At 70.6% G+C, this 19,492-nt stretch carries 16 protein-coding genes and 1 tRNA gene; 6 read left to right on the forward strand and 11 right to left on the reverse strand.

Annotated features, from left to right (window positions below; genetic code table 11):
- Window positions 1-55: 55 nt before the first annotated feature.
- On the forward strand, window positions 56-1,492 hold the full coding sequence (pyk, locus tag AB0412_RS03225; protein WP_366400709.1) for a pyruvate kinase: 1,437 nt from the start codon (window positions 56-58) through the stop codon (window positions 1,490-1,492).
- Window positions 1,493-1,515: 23 nt separating this feature from the next.
- On the opposite strand, the gene AB0412_RS03230 is transcribed toward pyk, so the two are convergent.
- Window positions 1,516-1,588: transfer RNA gene (locus AB0412_RS03230), tRNA-Leu, on the reverse strand.
- A 105-nt stretch (window positions 1,589-1,693) separates the two neighbouring features.
- On the opposite strand from AB0412_RS03230, the gene AB0412_RS03235 reads away from it, so the two are divergent.
- Window positions 1,694-2,350: a response regulator gene (locus AB0412_RS03235; RefSeq protein WP_366400710.1), complete on the forward strand. Its 657-nt coding sequence runs from the start codon at window positions 1,694-1,696 to the stop codon at window positions 2,348-2,350.
- 99 nt (window positions 2,351-2,449) lie between these two features.
- Here AB0412_RS03235 and AB0412_RS03240 read toward each other — a convergent pair whose 3' ends face one another.
- The 9 genes from AB0412_RS03240 to AB0412_RS03280 form a co-directional block, all read right to left on the reverse strand.
- On the reverse strand, window positions 2,450-3,166 hold the full coding sequence (locus AB0412_RS03240) for an ABC transporter ATP-binding protein (protein WP_366400711.1): 717 nt from the start codon (window positions 3,164-3,166) through the stop codon (window positions 2,450-2,452).
- A complete protein-coding gene (locus tag AB0412_RS03245; protein ID WP_366400712.1) occupies window positions 3,163-4,071 on the reverse strand; it encodes an ABC transporter ATP-binding protein in 909 nt (302 codons plus the stop codon). Before AB0412_RS03245 ends, AB0412_RS03240 begins: the two co-directional genes overlap by 4 nt.
- Window positions 4,072-4,077: 6 nt before the next feature.
- A complete protein-coding gene (locus tag AB0412_RS03250) occupies window positions 4,078-5,907 on the reverse strand; it encodes a branched-chain amino acid ABC transporter permease (RefSeq protein WP_366400713.1) in 1,830 nt (609 codons plus the stop codon).
- A 5-nt stretch (window positions 5,908-5,912) separates the two neighbouring features.
- Window positions 5,913-6,845: a branched-chain amino acid ABC transporter permease gene (locus AB0412_RS03255; RefSeq protein WP_366400714.1), complete on the reverse strand. Its 933-nt coding sequence runs from the start codon at window positions 6,843-6,845 to the stop codon at window positions 5,913-5,915.
- 111 nt (window positions 6,846-6,956) lie between these two features.
- Complete coding sequence (locus tag AB0412_RS03260) at window positions 6,957-8,189, reverse strand: branched-chain amino acid ABC transporter substrate-binding protein (protein ID WP_366400715.1); 1,233 nt, start codon at window positions 8,187-8,189, stop codon at window positions 6,957-6,959.
- 288 nt (window positions 8,190-8,477) lie between these two features.
- Window positions 8,478-9,086 carry a Tat pathway signal sequence domain protein gene (locus AB0412_RS03265; protein WP_366400716.1) on the reverse strand — a complete coding sequence of 203 codons (609 nt, stop codon included), beginning with the start codon at window positions 9,084-9,086 and terminating at the stop codon, window positions 8,478-8,480.
- Window positions 9,083-9,535, reverse strand: coding sequence for a hypothetical protein (locus tag AB0412_RS03270; protein ID WP_366400717.1), 453 nt, complete (start codon window positions 9,533-9,535; stop codon window positions 9,083-9,085). The genes AB0412_RS03265 and AB0412_RS03270 overlap by 4 nt, the downstream gene beginning before the upstream one ends.
- 440 nt (window positions 9,536-9,975) lie before the next feature.
- Window positions 9,976-10,464 (reverse strand): hotdog fold thioesterase, encoded by a 489-nt coding sequence (locus AB0412_RS03275; protein ID WP_366400718.1) that lies wholly within the window; start codon window positions 10,462-10,464, stop codon window positions 9,976-9,978.
- A gap of 57 nt (window positions 10,465-10,521) precedes the next feature.
- Window positions 10,522-12,801 carry an FdhF/YdeP family oxidoreductase gene (locus tag AB0412_RS03280; RefSeq protein ID WP_366400719.1) on the reverse strand — a complete coding sequence of 760 codons (2,280 nt, stop codon included), beginning with the start codon at window positions 12,799-12,801 and terminating at the stop codon, window positions 10,522-10,524.
- Between the two features lie 173 nt (window positions 12,802-12,974).
- Between AB0412_RS03280 and polA the strand changes: the two genes are divergently transcribed.
- Together polA and AB0412_RS03290 are read left to right on the forward strand one after the other, a co-directional pair.
- Entirely contained in the window at window positions 12,975-15,701 is a 2,727-nt protein-coding gene (polA, locus tag AB0412_RS03285) for a DNA polymerase I (protein WP_366400720.1), read from the forward strand.
- A 293-nt stretch (window positions 15,702-15,994) separates the two neighbouring features.
- Window positions 15,995-16,405: a hypothetical protein gene (locus AB0412_RS03290; protein WP_366400721.1), complete on the forward strand. Its 411-nt coding sequence runs from the start codon at window positions 15,995-15,997 to the stop codon at window positions 16,403-16,405.
- Here AB0412_RS03290 and AB0412_RS03295 read toward each other — a convergent pair.
- Complete coding sequence (locus AB0412_RS03295) at window positions 16,320-17,180, reverse strand: DUF4184 family protein (protein WP_366400722.1); 861 nt, start codon at window positions 17,178-17,180, stop codon at window positions 16,320-16,322. The two genes, AB0412_RS03290 and AB0412_RS03295, sit on opposite strands and share 86 nt — an antisense overlap.
- A 245-nt stretch (window positions 17,181-17,425) precedes the next feature.
- Here AB0412_RS03295 and AB0412_RS03300 point away from each other — a divergent pair, with 245 nt between their 5' ends.
- Window positions 17,426-19,156 (forward strand): lytic murein transglycosylase, encoded by a 1,731-nt coding sequence (locus AB0412_RS03300; protein ID WP_366400723.1) that lies wholly within the window; start codon window positions 17,426-17,428, stop codon window positions 19,154-19,156.
- Window positions 19,157-19,345: 189 nt separating this feature from the next.
- Window positions 19,346-19,480 (forward strand): SPW_0924 family protein, encoded by a 135-nt coding sequence (locus AB0412_RS03305; protein WP_366400724.1) that lies wholly within the window; start codon window positions 19,346-19,348, stop codon window positions 19,478-19,480.
- Window positions 19,481-19,492: the final 12 nt, after the last annotated feature.

Here is a 19,492-nt window from a genome sequence, read left to right on the forward strand (position 1 = left end):
TGAGTCGTCACGCCCAACCACCTGACTACCCATCGGTAAGCCCTAGGCTCGACCCATGCGCCGAGCGAAAATCGTCTGCACACTGGGGCCCGCCACCGACTCCTACGACCAGATCAAAGCGCTGGTCGACGCGGGGATGGACGTCGCCCGATTCAACCTCAGCCACGGCACCCACGCCGAACACGAGGCGCGTTACCAGCGCGTTCGGAAGGCCGCCGACGAGACCGGCCGCAGCGTCGGCATCCTCGCCGACCTTCAAGGTCCGAAAATCCGGCTCGGCCGCTTCGCCGAAGGTCCCGTACTCCTTGAACGCGGCGACACCTTCACCATCACCGTCGAGGAGGGCGTCGAGGGCGACCGCCACCTCTGCGGCACCACCTACGCCGGACTCGCCGAGGACGTCACTCCCGGTGAGCGCATCCTGGTCGACGACGGCAAGGTCACCCTCGAAGTCACCGCCGTCGACGGCCCGCGGGTCCGCACCACCGTCCTCGAGGGCGGCGTGGTCTCCGACCACAAGGGCCTCAACCTGCCCGGTGTCGCCGTCTCCGTCCCCGCCCTGTCCAAGAAGGACGAGGACGATCTGCGCTGGGCGCTGACCACCGGGTTCGACCTCGTCGCCCTGTCGTTCGTCCGCTCCGGACGCGACATCAGGGACGTCCACCGGATCATGGACGAGGAGGGCCGCCGCCTCCCCGTCATCGCCAAGATCGAGAAGCCGCAGGCGGTCGAGAACATCGACGACATCGTGGCCGCCTTCGACGCCCTGATGGTCGCCCGCGGGGACCTCGGCGTCGAGATGCCCCTCGAACAGGTCCCCATCGTCCAGAAGCGCGCGATCAAACTCGCCAAGCGCAACGCCAAGCCGGTCATCGTCGCGACCCAGATGCTCGACTCGATGATCGACAGCGCCCGGCCCACCCGCGCCGAGGCCTCCGACGTCGCCAACGCGGTCATCGACGGCACGGACGCGGTGATGCTCTCCGGCGAGACCAGCGTCGGCAAGTACGCCGTCGAGACGGTCCGCACCATGTCCCGCATCGTGGCGGCGGCCGAGGAGGACATCCTCGCCAAGGGCCTGCCGCCCCTGACCGAACGCAACAAGCCCCGCACGCAGGGCGGGGCGGTGGCCCGCGCGGCGGCGGAGATCGGCGACTTCCTGGGAGCGAGGTTCCTGGTCGCCTTCACCCAGTCCGGAGACACGGCCCGCCGGCTGTCCCGCTACCGCTCCCCGATCCCCCTGCTGGCGTTCACCCCGGAGCCGGCCACCCGCTCGCAGCTCAGCCTGTCGTGGGGCGTGGAGACCTTCCTCGGACCGCACGTGGACTCGACGGACGCGATGGTCGACCAGGTGGACGAGCTGCTGACGGAGTACGGCCGCTGCGACAGGGGCGATGTCGTGATCATCACGGCTGGCTCGCCCCCAGGCGTCCCGGGCTCGACCAATCTGGTCCGGGTTCACCGGATCGGCGAGGACGACAGTCTCAAATGACGACCTTGGAACCGGAGGAAAAGTACCCCGGGTCGGATTCGAACCGACGCTGTATGGTGTTTGAGACCATTGCCTCTACCGCTGGGCTACCGGGGCTCCCTTTGAAATGAAGGTCGGCGGTCACCCGCCGTGCCCCCACCTTACCGCAGCTGGGTACGCTCTTGTCAGCAGTACCGGTCTGCCCCGCACCAAGGAGCCCACGTGAGCGCCCCCGAGTCGCACCAGCCTGTAGACGTGCCCGATGACGACAAGTCGCACGTGCCTCCGATGACGACCCGCGTCGTGATCGCCGAGGACGAGGCGCTGATCCGGCTCGACCTCAAAGAGATGCTGGAGGAGGAGGGCTACACCGTCGTCGGCGAGGCCGGTGACGGTGAGCAGGCCATCGAGCTCGCCCGTGAGCACCAGCCCGACCTGGTCATCCTCGATGTGAAGATGCCGAAGCTGGACGGCATCTCCGCGGCCGAGAAGATCGCCGAGGAGCGGATCGCCCCGGTGCTGATGCTGACCGCGTTCTCCCAGCGCGACCTGGTGGAGCGGGCGCGGGACGCCGGCGCCATGGCGTATCTCGTCAAGCCGTTCAGCAAGAGCGATGTCGTCCCGGCGATCGAGATGGCCGTCTCCCGGTTCACGGAGCTGAAGGAGCTGGAGCGCGAGGTCGCGGACCTGAGCCAGCGGCTGGAGACGCGCAAGCTGGTGGACCGCGCGAAGTCGGTGCTCCAGACCCAGTACGGGCTGACCGAGCCGGCCGCGTTCCGGTGGATCCAGAAGACGTCCATGGACCGGCGGATGTCGATGCAGCAGGTGGCGCAGGCGGTCATCGACGACGCGGAGGAGAAGAAGGCGTCGAAGGGCTGAGCCCTCCCTGCACGTACAGAGCCCCGCGACACACGTACAGAGGCCCGCGCCCCCGGAGAAGGGGACGCGGGCCTCGTCGTACGCGGCTGCCGCGCCGGCTCAGTCCTCGCCGAGGTACGCCTTGCGGACGGACTCGTCGTGCAGGAGGTCCTGGCCCGTGCCGGACAGGACGATGCTGCCGACCTCCATGACGTGGCCGTGGTCCGCGAGGGACAGCGCCGCCTGGGCGTTCTGCTCGACGAGCAGAATGGTGGTGCCCTGGGACTTGAGCTCGGCGATGGTCGCCATGATCTTCTGCATCATGATCGGCGACAGACCCATGGAGGGCTCGTCGAGCATGAGCAGCTTGGGCTGGGACATCAGCGCCCTGCCCATGGCGAGCATCTGCTGCTCACCGCCGGAGAGGGTTCCCGCGGCCTGCTTGCGGCGTTCCCCGAGGATGGGGAAGAGGTCGTAGGCGCGCTGGATGTCCCGCTCGATGCCCGCCTTGTCGCTGCGCAGGAAGGCACCGAGGCGCAGGTTGTCCTCGATGGTCATGCGCGGGAAGATGTGCCGCCCCTCGGGGGAGTGGGCGAGACCGTGGGAGACGATCTCGTGGGCGGGGATCTTCTTCAGCGACTTGCCGTTGAACTTGATCTGGCCGCCGACCGGCTTCAGCAGCCCCGACAGGGTGCGCAGGGTGGTCGTCTTGCCGGCCCCGTTGGTGCCGATGAGGGTGACGACCTCGCCGGCCTCGACCTTGAAGGAGATGCCCTTGACGGCTTCGATCTTGCCGTAGGCGACCCGGAGGTCTTCGACTTCGAGGAGTGCGGTCATCGGTCGTTCTCCTTGCCGGGCGCGGAGTCCGTGGTGGTCTCGGCCGCGGCTTCGGCGGCCTCGACCTCGGCTGCTTCCTCGGCGCCGGGGTCGTTCTCGAGGGGTTCTCCGAGGTAGGCGGCGATGACGCGCTCGTCGCCCTGGACGGTGGCCGCGTCGCCCTCGATGAGCTTCTGGCCCTGGACGAGGACGGCGACGCGGTCACACAGGTTGAAGATGAACCGCATGTCGTGCTCGATGACGAGGACGGCGATGCCCTTGTCGCGGATGGCGAAGACCAGTTCCTCGGTGGCGCGGGTCTCCTGCGGGTTCATACCGGCGGTCGGCTCGTCGAGGAGCAGCAGGCCCGGCTCGCTCGCCAGGGCCCGCGCGATCTCCAGCTTGCGCTGCTCGCCGTAGGGCAGGTTGCGGGCGAGGTGCTCGGCCTTGTCGGCGAGACCGACGAAGGCCAGCAGCTCCATGGCCCGCTCGCGGCTGGCGGCCTCCGCCCTGTGGAACCCGGGCAGGCGCAGCAGCGCCGACCACAGGCCCTCCTTCGTGCGGGTGTGCCGGCCGACGAGCACGTTCTCCAGGACCGTCATGTTGGCGAACAGACGGATGTTCTGGAAGGTGCGCGCGATGCCGGCGGCGGTGACCTTGAAGGACTTGGGCGGCAGGACCTGGCCCTTGTAGCGGACCTCGCCCTCGGTGGGGATGTACAGGCCCGTGAGGCAGTTGAAGAAGGTCGTCTTGCCGGCGCCGTTGGGCCCGATGAGGCCGACGATCTCCCCGGCGCTGACGGTGAGGTTGACGTCGCTGACGGCCGTGAGGCCGCCGAAGCGCATGGTCACGCCGCGGGCGTCGAGGACGGTCTCGCCGGGGGCGGCGCCGGTGGGCGCGCTCTTGGTGGTGGTGTCGGTGGTCATCGTCTGTCAGGCCCCTGCCTTGCTGAGGACTGTGGGCGCTTCGGCCTCTTCGTGGAATTCGAGCTGGCGGCGCCGGTTGGGGATCAGGCCCTCCGGCCGGAAGCGCATCAGGAGCACGAGCGCGAGGCCGAAGGCGAAGAGCTGGTAGTCGCCGAGGAACTGGAGCTTGGCGGGGATCAGGTAGAGCAGCGCCGCGCCGACCAGAGGTCCGCTGATGGTGCCCATGCCGCCGAGGACGACCGCGGCGAGCAGGAAGGCGCTGTTGGGCGGGACGACGTGGGCGAACTGGTACTGCTCGGGCGTCACGGTGTAGGTGACGTGTGCCTGGACGGTGCCGGCGAGACCGGCGAGCGCGGCGCCGAGAGCGAAGGCGATCAGCTTGACGCGGAAGCCGTTGATGCCCATGGCGAGCGCGGCCGTCTCGTCCTCGCGGATCGCGACCCAGGCGCGGCCGATGCGGGAGTCGCTGCTGCGCCGGAAGACGATGACGACGACCAGCGTGATGAGCAGCATCAGCAGGAAGTAGTTGGCGAACCGGGCGATGGTGAACCCGGCGATGGTGTGCTCCTGGCCGAAGTCGAACCCGAGGATGTTCAGGTTCGGGATCGAGGAGATGCCGTTGGAGCCGTTGGTGATGTCCGGTCCGGAGGTGCCGTCCATGTTCAGGACGGCGATACGGAAGATCTCACCGAAGCCCAGGGTGACGATGGCGAGGTAGTCGCCGCGCAGTCGCAGGGTCGGGGCGCCGATGATCACGCCGAAGACCATGGCGACGGCCGCGCCGAGCAGGGCGCTGGCCCAGAACGGCAGGTGGATGTCGAACGGGCTGGACGGGCTTCCGGAGACCATGGCCGCCGTGTAGGCGCCGACACCGAGGAAGGCGACGTAACCGAGGTCGAGCAGGCCGGCCAGGCCGACGACGATGTTCAGGCCCAGGGCGACGGTGGCGAAGATCAGGATGTAGACGCCGATGGTGGCGTACTGGTCGTCGGACTGGGTGAAGGGGAACGCGGCGGCAGCGACGAACGCACCGATCATGGTGACCGTGCGGTGCTTGGAGGTGATCGCCGAGACCCGGTTGATCAGCCCGGACTTGGCGATCGCGGCGAAGCCGAAGCCGGCGGTGATCAGGAAGCCGACGAACAGCTCGTCGTACTCGGTGCCGATGCCGTAGGTGAAGACCAGGAGGCCGACGGCGAGGGCGGCGACGATGACGAGGATCTCGGCGTACGAGGGGAGCTGCCGGGCCGGGGCCTTGGTGGTGCCGCTCGCGAAGGCCGCCTTGATGACGGCGCCCTGGTGGCGCGCGTTGTGGCGGAACTGCTCCCAGCCGGTGTCGTCGGGGTCGTGCGGGTCGGGCGCCGGCCGCTCGAACGGCAGGGCGAGCGCGCCGACGAGGGCGAGCAGCGTCACGACGGCCACGATGTAGCCGCCGGGCTCGAGGTTGACGACGCCGCCCAGCTTCACGCTGATCGCGATGACCGTGTACCAGGCGGTGACGAACGTGCCGAGCGCGGCGAGCTTGATGGCGCTGTCGGCGCCGGCGGGGACGAGCCAGCGCAGGCCCTTGACGCCGTAGGAGGCGAGGCCGAACAGCGCGGTGAGGGCGCCGCCGACGAGGACGAGCACCTGCAGGCCGCCCGGGTAGCCGTAGACGGTGAGGTCGCCGGGGAACTCCGAGGTCCAGGTCCAGGCGAGGAAGGTGGAGACGACGGCGAGGACGCCGCCGGCGGTGGCCAGGGCGCGGCCCACGTTCTCGGGGAGGCCGACCAGGCCCTTGGGGGCGTCGGCCGCGGGGGCGCCGGTGGTCTTGGCTGCTGTGGTCTGTGTGGTCATCGGTGTCACGCCCTGTCCGCGACTCGCTCACCGAGCAGACCCTGGGGCCTGAACAGGAGCACGAGGATGAGGAGAACGAAGGCCCAGACGTTGGCCCAGGACTGGCTGCCGAACTGGTCCATGCCGGGGATGTCGGCGATGTAGGCCGTGGACAGCGCTTCGGCGACACCGAGGACGAGACCGCCGAGCATGGCCCCGTAGATGTTGCCGATGCCGCCGAGGACGGCGGCGGTGAAGGCCTTCAGGCCCAGGATGAAGCCCATGCGGAACTGGACCTGGCCGTATTTCAGGCCGTAGGCGACGGCACCGACGGCCGCGAACACGGCGCCGAGGGCGAACGCGATCACGATGATGCGGTCGGTGTTGATGCCCATGAGCTTGGCGGTGTCGGGGTCCTGGGCGGTGGCCTGCATGCCGCGTCCGGTGCGGGTCTTCATCACGAACCAGGCGAGGACGGCCATGCTGAGGGGCGCGACGACGAACAGGAAGACGTCGCCGGTCTGGATGGTGACGCTGCCGATCTCGAAGGGGCCGCCCTCGATCTGCGGGAAGTTCAGGGAGTCCTCACCGCCGGGGTACCAGGCCCAGATGGCCTGCTGCAGGGCGAGGGAGAGACCGATGGCGGTGATGAGGGGGGCGAGACGTGGGGCGCCTCGCAGGGGGCGGTAGGCGAACCGTTCCGCTCCCACGGCGACCAGGACGGCGACGATGACGCCCGCGAGGAGCATCAGCGGGAGGGCTATCCACATGGATGTGCCGTCGGGCAGCACATAGAGATAGACGGTGAGGGCACCGAAGCCGCCCACCATGAAGATCTCGCCGTGGGCGAAGTTGATGAGCTGGACGATGCCATAGACCATTGTGTAGCCGATGGCGACCAGCCCGTACATGGATCCCAGTAGCAGGCCGTTGACCAGCTGCTGCGGCAGTTCGTTCACCGCATGTCCTCCGAGACGTTCGGAATGTTCGACGGATGGGGCCGGATGTGAGTCCGCGCGGGGCGCCAGTGGTGCAGCGCCCCGCGCGGCTTCAGGTGATGCGGGTGTGGGTCAGCCGGTGTAGGTGCCGGACTTGACGTCCTTCCAGTCACCGTTCTCCACGGCGTAGACGGTGAGCTGCTTGTTGGTGGCGTCACCGAACTCGTCGAACGAGACCTTGCCGGTGACTCCGTCGAAGGACACGTTCTGCATGGCAGCCGTGACCTTCTCGCGGGCGTCGTCGGGCAGCTTGCCGTCGTTGTCCTCGACGACCGACTTCACGGCCTCGATGATCGCCCACGCCGAGTCGTAGGAGTAGCCGCCGTAGGCCTCGTAGGCGTCCTTGTAGCCGGCCGCCTTGTAGTTGGCGACGAACTCCTTGGCGGACGGGATCTTCTCGACCGGGGCGCCGACCGAGGTGGCGAGGTCACCGGTGCCGCTGGCGCCGGTCAGCTTGATGAAGTCGGCGCTGTAGATGCCGTCACCGCCGACCAGCGGGATCTTGGCACCGGCGGCCTTGATCTGCTTGCTGAGCGGGCCGGCCTGCGGGTACTCGCCGCCGTAGTAGACGACGTCGGCGCCGGAGTTCTTGACCTTGGTGGCGACCGCGGAGAAGTCCTTGGTGTCCGGGTCGATGTGGTCCGTGCCGACGACCTTGCCGCCGAGCTTCTTGAACTCCTCGCTGAAGGTGGCGGCCAGACCGGCGCCGTAGGTCTTCTTGTCGTCGATGACGAAGACCTTGCGCTTCTTGGAGTCGTTGTACAGGTACTGCGCGGCGAACGGGCCCTGGATGGCGTCCGTGGTCGCGGTGCGGAAGTACGACTTGTACTGGCGCGCCTTCTTGGTCTGCCAGTCCGGGCCCTGGGTGAGGGCCGGGTTGGTGTTGGCGGGCGAGACCTGGACGAGCTTGGCGTCGTCGAAGACCTTCTGCATCGACTCGGCGACGGAGGAGTTCAGCGGGCCGACGACGCCGAGGACGTCCTCGTTGGCGACGAACTTGGTGGCGTTGGCCTGGCCGGAGGAGGGCTGCGCCTGGTCGTCGAGGGCCTCGATCTTGAAGGTGACGCCGTCGACGTACTTCTCCTTGTTGGCGGTCTTGGCCGCGAGGTCCACGGAGTTCTTGATGCCGAGGCCGAGCGCGGACAGGTCGCCGGTCAGTGGCGCGTCGACGCCGATGACCACGGTGGTGCCACCGTTGCCCGAGTCCGAGCCGCCGCCGTTGTCGTCGCGCGAGCCGCAGGCGGTGAGGGTGAGTGCTCCCGCCGCCAGCGCGGCGGTGATGGCGATGAGCGAACGTTGACGCACGATCCAGTCCTTTCCCCTGACAGCCGCTTCCCGGTGGAAACGGCCGAGTCGAGCGCTGGGCCGAAGTGACAATCGGGCTCCGCGGTGACTGGCCGTGACTCTAAGCGTGTGTGGGGAACGTGGAGGAGAGTCTGGCCAAGGCTGTGACGCTCTTGTTATGACACGACGTATTGCAGAGCGGTACTGAGTGGGGGGAACGGAGGAATTCTCGCCGTTTTGCCCTGTCCGCATGATGAGAAACCGCAGGACTCGCAGGGGTGTGTTCAGGCGTCTCAGGGGTTTTGGTGATTACCTGGAATCGTTGCTACAGGCGACCTGTAGGGCCTGGGAGAGGTCCTGGGCGTAGCGGGACCCCAGGATGAAGCTGTGCACCTGCATTGCGCGTGTATTACGTAGAGTTACGTCCAGGAAAGGCAGCCCGGCACTTCCCGGCACTTTCCCGCATTCCGTCACCCGGAGGGTGATCATGATCTTGCGGGGGGCGCCTGCTTTTGTCCGGAAAGGCGTGCGTGGGCTGGAGATCACGGAAAGCCCCTCGTACGGCTGGGATATCCGGGTGACGGTGACGGGAGGGCCGGATTCCACGCTGAGCTCGGCCGTGAACCGGAAGTTCCGTTTTTCTGTTCCAGGGGGTGTGGCCTGCGGTTTCAGGTAGGTGATGACGGTGACCTGGGACGGGTACGGCGGCGGTACGGGCGCGGGTTGCTCGGGCCGGGTGGCGTAGAGGTAACCGGTGCCGGCGAGGACGGCCGCGGTGGTGAGAGTGGCGAGCGCGGCCCGTCGGTGGCGGCCGTACAGCGCGCTGAGCGGCCCGAGTTGGGGCCCGCGGGGGAGCGGCGGGGCGGTGTCCCGGGCCTGCGTGCCGTCACCCGGCTCCACGGGACCGATGCCGCTCACTGCCACGGCCCTTCACTCGGCCCGCCACCGCGATACCGCTCGGCGCAGCCCTGTTGTACGTGACGGTCCATCACCTCATGGGCGGCGCGGGTGCCTTGCCGCTTCTCGACGGGCCGTGCCGCGGCGACGGCCGCACGCAGGATCTCGTACTGGCCGTTGGACAACCCCATCGACTGGTAGTCGCCGTACGCGGTCCCGGCCAGCACCTCACGGGACCAGTGCGTCACGACCTCGACGCAGACCGCTTCGGCGGAGGTGGCGGACGGTGAGGGGGAGGAGGGGGACGCGGGGGAGGAGGAGCCGGGGACGGGGGCGGCTCCGGAACCGCCCGCACCGCACCCGCTCGTCAGGACGCCGACGAGAAGCAGCGCGGCGGCGAGGCGCGGGTCACGCGCCCACGCCGGGCGGCCGGCCCGGCCCTTCGGTCGACAAGGGCCTCCCCGTTTCATGGAACGAACGCTAAGGCGCCCGCCGTCCGGCGGCAATGGCGGTGCGGGCGACGGCGGGTGCCGCCTCGGCGGGCGCGGCGGGGGTGCGCGGTTTGGCGGTGCGGGGCGGTGGGTGCCGTCTCGGCGGGGGCTGCGCGGGTGGGCGGTTTGGTGGTGCGGGGCGGCGGTGGGTGCCCGCCTGGGCGGGGGCTGCGCGGGTGCGTGGCCTGGTGGTGCGGGGCGGCGGTGGGTGCCGCCTGGGCGGGGGCTGCGCGGGTGCGTGGCCTGGTGGCGTGGGGTGATGGACCGTACCGCTCGGCGGGGGCCGCACGGGTGTGCGGCTTGGTGGTGCGGGGCGATGACAGGCGCCGCCTCGGAGGGCGCGGCGCGGGTGCGTGGGCTGGTGGTGCGGGGCTGTGGCGTGTGCCACTCGGTGGCCCCGCACCGGTTGCGGCGCGGGGTCAGCCGGTCGTGCCCATGCGCTCCACGTCCTGCGGGTTCACGTCCCGCAGCAGGCACGTCAGGCGTGCGGTGCACACCCGCTTGTCCGCCTCGTCCGAGATGACGATCTCGTACGTCGCCGTGGACCGCCCCCGGTGCACCGGCGTGGCGACGCCGGTGACCAGGCCGGAGCGCACCCCGCGGTGGTGCGTGCAGTTGAGGTCGACGCCCACGGCGATCTTGGAGCTGCCGCCGTGCAGCATCGAGCCCACCGAGCCGAGCGTCTCGGCCAGCACCGCGGACGCGCCGCCGTGCAGCAGCCCGTACGGCTGGGTGTTCCCCTCCACCGGCATCGTCCCGACGACCCGCTCGGCCGACGCCTCCAGGATCTGCACGCCCATCCGCGTGCCCAGATGGCCCGCCGAGAACAGCGCCTGCAGGTCGACGCCGAGCGCGGCGTACTCGTCGATGACCTCCTGCGGGAACTTCACCTGCTGCTGCTCGCCCATGGGCCCGGCTCCGTTTCGTCGTGATCGCTCTCGGCGCTGCCTCGACTGAGCAAACGCTCAGTCGGTCGCCGATTGTTCCAGACGGACCACCACGGACTTGCTGGCCGGGGTGTTGCTGACGTCCGCGGTGGCATCCAGCGGCACCAGCACGTTGGTCTCCGGGTAGTACGCGGCGGCGCAGCCGCGGGCCGTCGGATAGTGCACGACACGGAAACCGGGTGCCCGGCGCTCCACCCCGTCCCGCCACTCACTCACCAGGTCGACGTACGAGCCGTCCGCGAGCCGCAGCTCCCGCGCGTCCTCGGGGTTGACCAGCACCACGCGCCGCCCGCCCTTGATGCCCCGGTAGCGGTCGTCGAGGCCGTAGATCGTGGTGTTGTACTGGTCGTGCGAGCGCAGCGTCTGGAGGAGCAGCCGGCCCTCGGGAAGCTCCGGGTACTCCACCGGCGCGGCGGTGAAGTTGGCCTTCCCGGTGGCGGTCGGGAAGCGGCGCTCGTCGCGCGGGGCGTGGGGGAGCGCGAACCCTCCGGGCCGGGCCACGCGCGCGTTGAAGTCCTCGAAACCGGGGACCACGCGGGCGATGCGGTCCCGGATCGTGGCGTAGTCCCGCTCGAACTCCTCCCACGGCACCTTGCTGTCCGCGCCGAGCACCCGCCGGGCCAGCCGGCACACGATCGCCGGTTCGGACAGCAGCCGCGGGCTCGCCGGTTCCAGCCGCCCGCGCGAGGCGTGCACCATGCCCATGGAGTCCTCGACGGTGACGAACTGCTCGCCGCCCGCCTGCACATCGCGTTCCGTACGGCCGAGGGTCGGCAGGATCAGCGCCCGCGCGCCCGTCACCGTGTGCGAGCGGTTCAGCTTGGTCGACACATGCACCGTCAGCCGGGCCCGGCGCATCGCGGCCTCGGTGACCTCCGTGTCGGGCGAGGCGGAGACGAAGTTGCCGCCCATGGCGAAGAAGACCTTCGCCTCGCCGTCACGCAGCGCGCGGATCGCCCGCACGACGTCGAGGCCGTGCTCGCGCGGCGGGGCGAAGCCGAACTCCTTCTCCAAGGCGTCCAGGAACGCGGGAGCGGGCCGTTCGAAGATCCCCATGGTGCGGTCGCCCTGCACATTGGAGTGGCCGCGCACGGGGCACACGCCGGCGCCCGGGCGGCCGATGTTGCCGCGCAGCAGAAGGAAGTTGACGATTTCCTTGATGGTCGGCACCGCGTGCTTGTGCTGGGTGAGGCCCATCGCCCAGCACACGATGGTGCGCCGCGAGGCGAGCACCATGCGCAGGCACGCCTCGATGTCCCCGCGCGTGAGCCCGGTGGCGGCGAGCGTCTCGCCCCAGTCGGCGGCGCCTGCGGCTGCGGCGAACTCCTCGAAGCCGTGCGTGTGTTCCCGTACGAAGTCCTCGTCGACGGCGCCCTCCGTCTCGAGGATCAGCTTGTTGAGGAGGCGGAACAGCGCCTGGTCGCCGCCGATGCGGATCTGCAGGAACAGATCGGTGAGCGCGGCGCCGGTGGTGAGGCCCTTCGGGGTCTGCGGGTTCTTGAAGCGCTCCAGGCCCGCCTCCGGCAGCGGGTTCACGCTGATGATCCGCGCGCCGTTCGCCTTGGCCTTCTCCAGCGCGTTCAGCATGCGCGGATGGTTCGTCCCCGGGTTCTGGCCGGCGACGATGATCAGATCGGCCTTGTGGAGATCGTCCAGCAGCACGCTGCCCTTGCCGATGCCGATGGTCTCCGACAGGGCCGAGCCGGAGGACTCGTGGCACATGTTGGAGCAGTCGGGCAGGTTGTTGGTGCCGAGCTCCCGCGCGAACAGCTGGTACAGGAACGCGGCCTCGTTGCTGGTGCGCCCCGAGGTGTAGAAGACGGCCTCGTCGGGGGAGCCGAGCGCGGCGATCTCCTCGGCGACGATGTCGAAGGCCCGCTCCCAGGTGACCGGCTCGTAGTGCGTGCCGCCCTCGGGCAGATACACGGGGTGGGTCAGCCGGCCCTGCTGCCCCAGCCAGTACCCGCTGCGGCCGGCCAGGTCGGCGACCGGGTGCTCGGCGAAGAACTCCGGCGTGACCCGGCGCAGGGTGGCCTCCTCCGCCACCGCCTTCGCGCCGTTCTCACAGAACTCCGCCCGGTGCCGGTGCTCCGGCTCCGGCCAGGCGCAGCCCGGGCAGTCGAAGCCGTCCTTCTGGTTCACGCTGAGCAGCGTCAGCGCGGTGCGCTTCGCGCCCATCTGGCGCTGGGCCGCGCGCAGGGTGTGCCCGATCGCCGTGAGGCCCGCGGCCGCGTGCTTCGGCTCGGCGACCTGCGGCGCGTCCTGCACCGGATCGGCCTTCGGCGGCTTCCTGGCCATCGCGCACCCTCCTTCGCGTACACGTGTGAAGTACGTCTCCGATCCTCGCACGCGCCACCGACAGCGATCAGCCCCGTCCGCCCTCTTTTCCCGTCCCCTTGCCCGGCCGTGGCGCAGCCCTCCGCCGTCCTGATGGCGACCCGTTGTCAGTGGGCCGTGGCAGGATCGGGGACGTGGCAGAGACAGCATCGAAGAAGACCGAGACCACCCCCGCCGGCGACCGCCCACGCCTGATGCTCATGGACGGGCACTCGCTGGCCTACCGCGCGTTCTTCGCGCTGCCCGCGGAGAACTTCACCACCGCGACGGGCCAGCCGACGAACGCGATCTACGGCTTCGCGTCGATGCTGGCCAACACGCTGCGCGACGAGGCGCCCACGCACTTCGCGGTGGCGTTCGACGTGTCCCGCAAGACCTGGCGGTCCCAGGAGTTCACCGAGTACAAGGCGAACCGCTCCAAGACCCCCGACGAGTTCAAGGGACAGGTCGAGCTGATCGGCGAGCTGCTCGACGCGATGCACGCCGAGCGCTTCGCCGTCGACGGGTACGAGGCGGACGACATCATCGCCACCCTCGCCACCCAGGCCGAGGCCGAGGGCTTCGAGGTGCTGATCGTCACCGGTGACCGCGACTCCTTCCAGCTGGTCTCCGAGCACACCACGGTCCTCTATCCGACGAAGGGCGTCTCCGAGCTGACCCGGTTCACCCCGGAGAAGGTGTTCGAGAAGTACGGGCTGACGCCCGCGCAGTACCCCGACTTCGCGGCGCTGCGCGGCGACCCCTCCGACAACCTGCCCGGCATCCCCGGCGTCGGCGAGAAGACCGCCGCGAAGTGGATCAACCAGTTCGGTTCATTCGCGGAGCTCGTCGAGCGCGTCGAGGAGGTCAAGGGCAAGGCCGGGCAGAATCTGCGCGACCACCTGGAAGCGGTCAAGCTCAACCGCCGGCTCACCGAGCTGGAGCGCCAGGTCCCGCTGCCCAAGGCCGTCACCGCCTTGGAGCGGACCGCCTACGACCGCAAGGCCGTGGCGATGATCCTCGACACCCTGGAGATCAGGAACCCCTCGCTGCGCGAGCGGCTGTTCGCCGTCGACCCCGGAGCCGTGGAGGCCGAGGCCACCCCGGTCGTCGCGGACGGCGTGGAGCTGGACGGCACCGTGCTGCGCACCGGCGAGCTGGCCGGCTGGCTCACCGAGCACGGCGCGGGCCCGCTCGGCGTCGCCACGGTCGACACCTGGGCGCTGGGCACCGGCTCGGTCGCCGAGGTCGCGCTGGCCACGGCCGGCGGACCGGCGGCCTGGTTCGACCCCTCCGAGCTGGACGAGGCCGACGAGCGGGCCTTCGCCGCCTGGCTCGCCGACCCGGCCCGGCCGAAGGTCTTCCACAACGTCAAGGGCGCGATGCGGGTCTTCGCCGAGCACGGCTGGAGCGTCGAGGGCGTGACCATGGACACCGCGCTCGCCGCCTACCTGGTCAAGCCGGGCCGCCGCTCCTTCGACCTCGACGCGCTGTCCATGGAGTATCTGCACCGCGAGCTGGCGCCCCCGGCGGCGGCCGACGGCCAGCTGGCCTTCGGCTCGGACGACGGCGCCGAGGCGGAGGCGCTGATGGTGCAGGCCCGCGCCGTCCTCGACCTGGGGGAGGCCTTCGAGGGCCGGCTCGAGCAGGTCGGCGCCGCGGAACTGCTGCGGGACGTCGAGCTGCCGACGTCCGCGCTGCTGGCCCGCATGGAGCGGCACGGCATCGCGGCGGACCGGGCCCACCTGGAGGCCATGGAGCAGATGTTCGCGGGCGCCGTGCAGCAGGCGGTGAAGGAGGCCCACGCGGCGGCGGGGCACGAGTTCAACCTGGGCTCGCCCAAGCAGCTCCAGGAGGTCCTGTTCGGCGAGCTGGGCCTGCCGAAGACGAAGAAGACGAAGACCGGCTACACCACGGACGCGGACGCCCTGGCCTGGCTCGCCGGCCAGACCGACAACGAACTGCCGGTGATCATGCTCCGGCACCGTGAGCAGGCGAAGCTGCGCGTCACCGTCGAGGGCCTGATCAAGACGATCGCCGCGGACGGCCGGATCCACACCACGTTCAACCAGACGGTCGCCGCCACCGGCCGGCTGTCCTCGACCGACCCGAACCTCCAGAACATCCCGGTCCGCACGGACGAGGGCCGCGCCATCCGCCGCGGCTTCGTGGTCGGCGAGGGCTACGAGTCCCTGCTGACCGCCGACTACAGCCAGATCGAACTGCGCGTGATGGCCCACCTCTCCGAGGACGCGGGCCTGATCGAGGCGTTCACCTCGGGCGAGGACCTGCACACCACGGCCGCCGCGCAGGTGTTCTCCGTGGAGCCGTCCGCCGTGGACGCGGAGATGCGCCGCAAGATCAAGGCCATGTCGTACGGCCTGGCGTACGGTCTGTCGGCGTTCGGGCTCTCCCAGCAGCTGAACATCGAGGCGGCGGAGGCGCGGGCCCTGATGGACGCGTACTTCGAGCGCTTCGGCGGTGTGCGGGACTATCTCCAGCGGGTCGTCGGCGAGGCACGGGCGACCGGGTACACGGCGACGCTGTTCGGCCGCCGCCGGTACCTGCCCGACCTCAACAGCGACAACCGCCAGCGTCGCGAGGCGGCGGAGCGGATGGCGCTGAACGCGCCGATCCAGGGCACGGCGGCGGACATCGTGAAGATCGCCATGCTGAACGTGGACAGAGCGCTGCGCGAGGCGGGCCTGAACTCCCGCATGCTCCTCCAGGTCCACGACGAGATCGTCCTGGAGGTGGCTCCCGGCGAGCGTCCCACGGTGGAGACCCTGGTCCGCGACGAGATGTCCAGGGCAGTCCAGCTCCGAGTCCCCCTGGGCGTCTCGGTGGGCTCGGGCCCGGACTGGGAATCAGCGGCCCACTAGCGGCCCAGGAGAGAACCGGGAGGCGCCCGGGGCAGGTGCCCCGGGCCGGCGACGAAGCGGCCGGGCGGGAACGACAGGGCGCGCGTCCCGGGCTCCCTCTCCCGCCGCAACGGGCGATCAGCCACCGCGCTGGAGCCCGGCGGTGCCGAGCCGTCCTTCGCCCTGCCGGCCCCCTGCCGGGACTTCTCCGTGCCGGCCCCCGCCCTGCCGGCCCCCTGACGGCCGTACCGTGTCTCACCCGCCTGGCCCCCGTAAAAACGCCCCCGCTCTCGTCGGCGGCCAGGATGCGGGGCATGGGTATACGCATGCTTCACCGCAGAGCGGCACCCCCGCGGAGTGGCGTCGGCGGGCCCCGGCCCGAGGCGTCCGGTTCCGTACCGGTCTTCGCGGACGCCGCAAGTACCGCCCGCATCCCCACCCCGCTCGCGACCACGCTGCGGCACGCCCTCGCCGGCAGACAGTGGACCCTCGGCCGCGCCGGAGGCACCGGCGCCCCCACCATCCCCTGGCGGCTGTGGGCCGAGCTGGCCCGCGGCTACCTCACCCTCGTCCTGACCCTGCTGCCCCGGCCCCGCCCGGTCCGCACCGTCACCGTGTTCGTCGCGGCCGGTGAGACCCTCAGCGTGCGGCCGTACGGCGCGGCCGCTCCGTTCCCGCGTCTGCAGGGCCCCGCGTGGCCGGGGCGGCCGGACGCCACGCCCTGACGGCCACGGCGTACAGCGGCAGCGCGAGGACGAGCCCGGCACCCGCGCCGAAGCACACCGTGGGGATCAGTTCCCAGGGCTTCGCGGTCGACCCCCAGGAGGCCCACCACCGCGAGGCCCGCTGCACCGCCCCCGCCAGCGCACAGCCCCCCAGCAGCGCGACCGCCGCCCATCGATCCGCCACCGACAGCACCGGCACCCCCACAGGCCGGCCCGGATCCGCGCGCCGCAGCGCCCGCGCCACGAAGACGGCGATCACCACCGCCGCCACCGCCGAGCCCCCGTACTGCAGGTACCAGTACAGCGGTGAGCCCGCGATCTCCCGCCCCAGCGCCGGGAACACCCGCATCCCCCACCGGTCGAGATGCGTGAACGCGTCCCACACCACGTGGGTCAGTGCCCCGAGCGCCGCGGAGACGTACCAGCGCGCCACCAGGGACGCCCGCACGCGGGCGCGTGGCGCCCCGCAGCGCGACAGCGCGGCCACCCGCCCCTGCCGGTCCCGCGGCAGCAGCGCCACCAGCGGTTCGCGCACCAGCAGCCACAGCCCCACCAGTGCCCAGGCGATGAGCACATCGACCGTGAACACGCCCCAGAACGCGTGCGTGACGTCCCCGAACCGCATCGCCCCGGACAGGACACTCGCCGCGTAATAGGTCATGTCGGGAGCGAAGCTGCCCGCGACGAGCACGGCCGGCACCAGGCCGCCCCGGCCGCTGCCGTCGGTACGTACGGCGGGCAGCACCGCCGCCGCATGGCTGAGCGTGAACGGCAACTCGGCTCCTCCCGCCGTGGAAAGCACCCAGTATGCGTGATGCCGTACCGCACGATCGCTCAACACCGAACATGGCCAACCGGTGAATAACGGTCAGGAACGGGTGTCCGTGCAAAGGAAGTTGTCGTAGGGTCGCGAGGGTCGCCGTGCCGCCGCGCAACCGGCGGGGCGGGCCGATCGTCACAACAGGGCGAACGCAGCAGACGTTGACGGACGCTCCGGCGTCCACGGGAGGGGTTCACTCTATGGCGGCGCATTTCGGCAGGAGGCTGCGCAAGGGAGCGGCAACCACCGCAGTGGCCGCGGCGGCGGTGGCTGCCCTGTCCGCGTCCCAGGCTCCGGGCGTGACCGTCGACGACCACGGCAGACAGACCAGCGCGGACACCACCCCCTCGCCCGACGAGGCGGCCTCCAGCGCCACCGGCAACTCGCCGTACTACACCGACCTGCCGCCGCTGAAGAGCCCGAACCCCTCACCGTCCGCGAGCGCCGACCCGGACACACCGGCCGGCGCCGCCGAGGCGGGCATACCCGCGACCGTCCTCGACGCCTACAAGAAGGCCGAGGCCGCGCTGCGCGCGAAGAAGCCCGCCTGCAACCTGCCCTGGCAACTCCTCGCCGCCATCGGCCGGGTGGAGTCCGGCCAGGCCCGCGGCGGACGCGTCAGCGCCGACGGCACCACGCTCAGCCCGATCATCGGCCCCCAGCTCGACGGCAACGGGTTCGCGCTCATCAAGGACACCGACAACGGCGTCTACGACGGCAACAGCCGCTACGACAACGCCGTCGGCCCCATGCAGTTCATCCCGTCCACCTGGGCCTGGGCGGGCCGCGACGGCAACGGTGACGGCCGCGAGGACCCCAACAACATCTACGACGCCGCGCTCGCCGCCGGCCACTACCTGTGCCGCAACGGCTGGGACCTGTCCGACCAGAGCGACCTGAACAGGGCGATCCTCAGCTACAACAACTCCACGGACTACCTGAACACCGTCCTGAGGTGGCTGGAGTACTACCGCAAGGGCACCCACGAGATCCCCGACGGCACCGGCACCCTCCCGTCGGACCGCAGCGACGACGGCACGCGGCGCCCCGGCACCACTCCGAGCCCGTCCACGCCCGGCACCGGCAACGGCACCAAGCCCGAAAAGCCGTCCGGCAACAGCCCCAGCCCCAAGCCGCCCACCTCGCCCGGCGGTAGCCCGAGCAAGCCGCCCACGTCGCCGTCGACGCCGCCCGAGACCCCCCAGACGCCCACCGACACCGTGGACCACCTGGAGGACGCGGGCACCGCGAAGCTCACCGCGATGGCGGGCGACGCCTTCACCAAGAGGATCAGCACCCGCGCGGAGACCGAGTCCGGCAAGTCCGTGGCCAAGGTGCGGATCCGCTTCACCCTGGTCGGCGACACCGACACCACCTTCGCCGGCGGCGAGCGGGTGGCCACCGTCGTCACCAACAGCTCCGGTGTGGCCGTCGCACCCGCGCTCCAGGCGGGCGAGAAGACCGGGACCGTCACCGTCCGTGCCACCGTCGCAGGCCGCACGGTGCCGGGCCTCGACTACAGGGCCACCGTCACCGAGCGCGCCGCCGACACCCTCGTGCGCACCGACGACACGAAGCTGACCTGCGTGCCGGGCGGCGAGTTCGCCGACCCGGTCGTCGTGAAGGCCACCTACGACGGTGCCGTCGCCGACAAGGTCGCGGCCACCGCCACCCTCGTCAAGTCCGCCGACGACCCGACGGCCAACGACAAGGGCCCGTACTTCAAGGACGCCGACGGCAAGCCCGTACGCACCCTCGGCGGTCTGACCACCGACGCCGACGGTCTGCTGAAGCTGCCTCAGCTGTACGCGGACGACACCACCGGCACGTTCCTGCTCCGCATCACCACCGCGGGCGGCGCCACCCTCACGGTCGAGCTGACCGTGGCGGCGGCGGAGACCTCCTCCCCGAGCCCGTCGCCCAGCGCCTGAGCGCACACCGCACCCGAGGGCGCGCCTTCCGCACGACAGAAGGCGCGCCCTCGGCCTGTGCGCGACCTGTACCTCGCCGCACCCGACCCGTTCTTCGTCGCACCCGGCCTGTTCTCATCTCACGCGCCCGTTGCTACGGTGCCCGGACCTGACGCTCCATCAGCTCACCTGCTCGTGTGGGAGGCCCGTATGCGCGCCGTCGTCGCTGCCGCCGCAGGGCTCGCCGCCGCGTTCGCGCTGGTCCTCACGCTGACCGTGCTGGGCTCACCGACCGGCGAGACCTCCCCCGAGCCGCTGCTGACGACGGTGCCCGCACACCCCTGACCGCCCGCCCGC

This window comes from Streptomyces sp. NPDC052012 (assembly GCF_040689265.1).
In the GTDB taxonomy this organism is placed as follows: domain Bacteria; phylum Actinomycetota; class Actinomycetes; order Streptomycetales; family Streptomycetaceae; genus Streptomyces.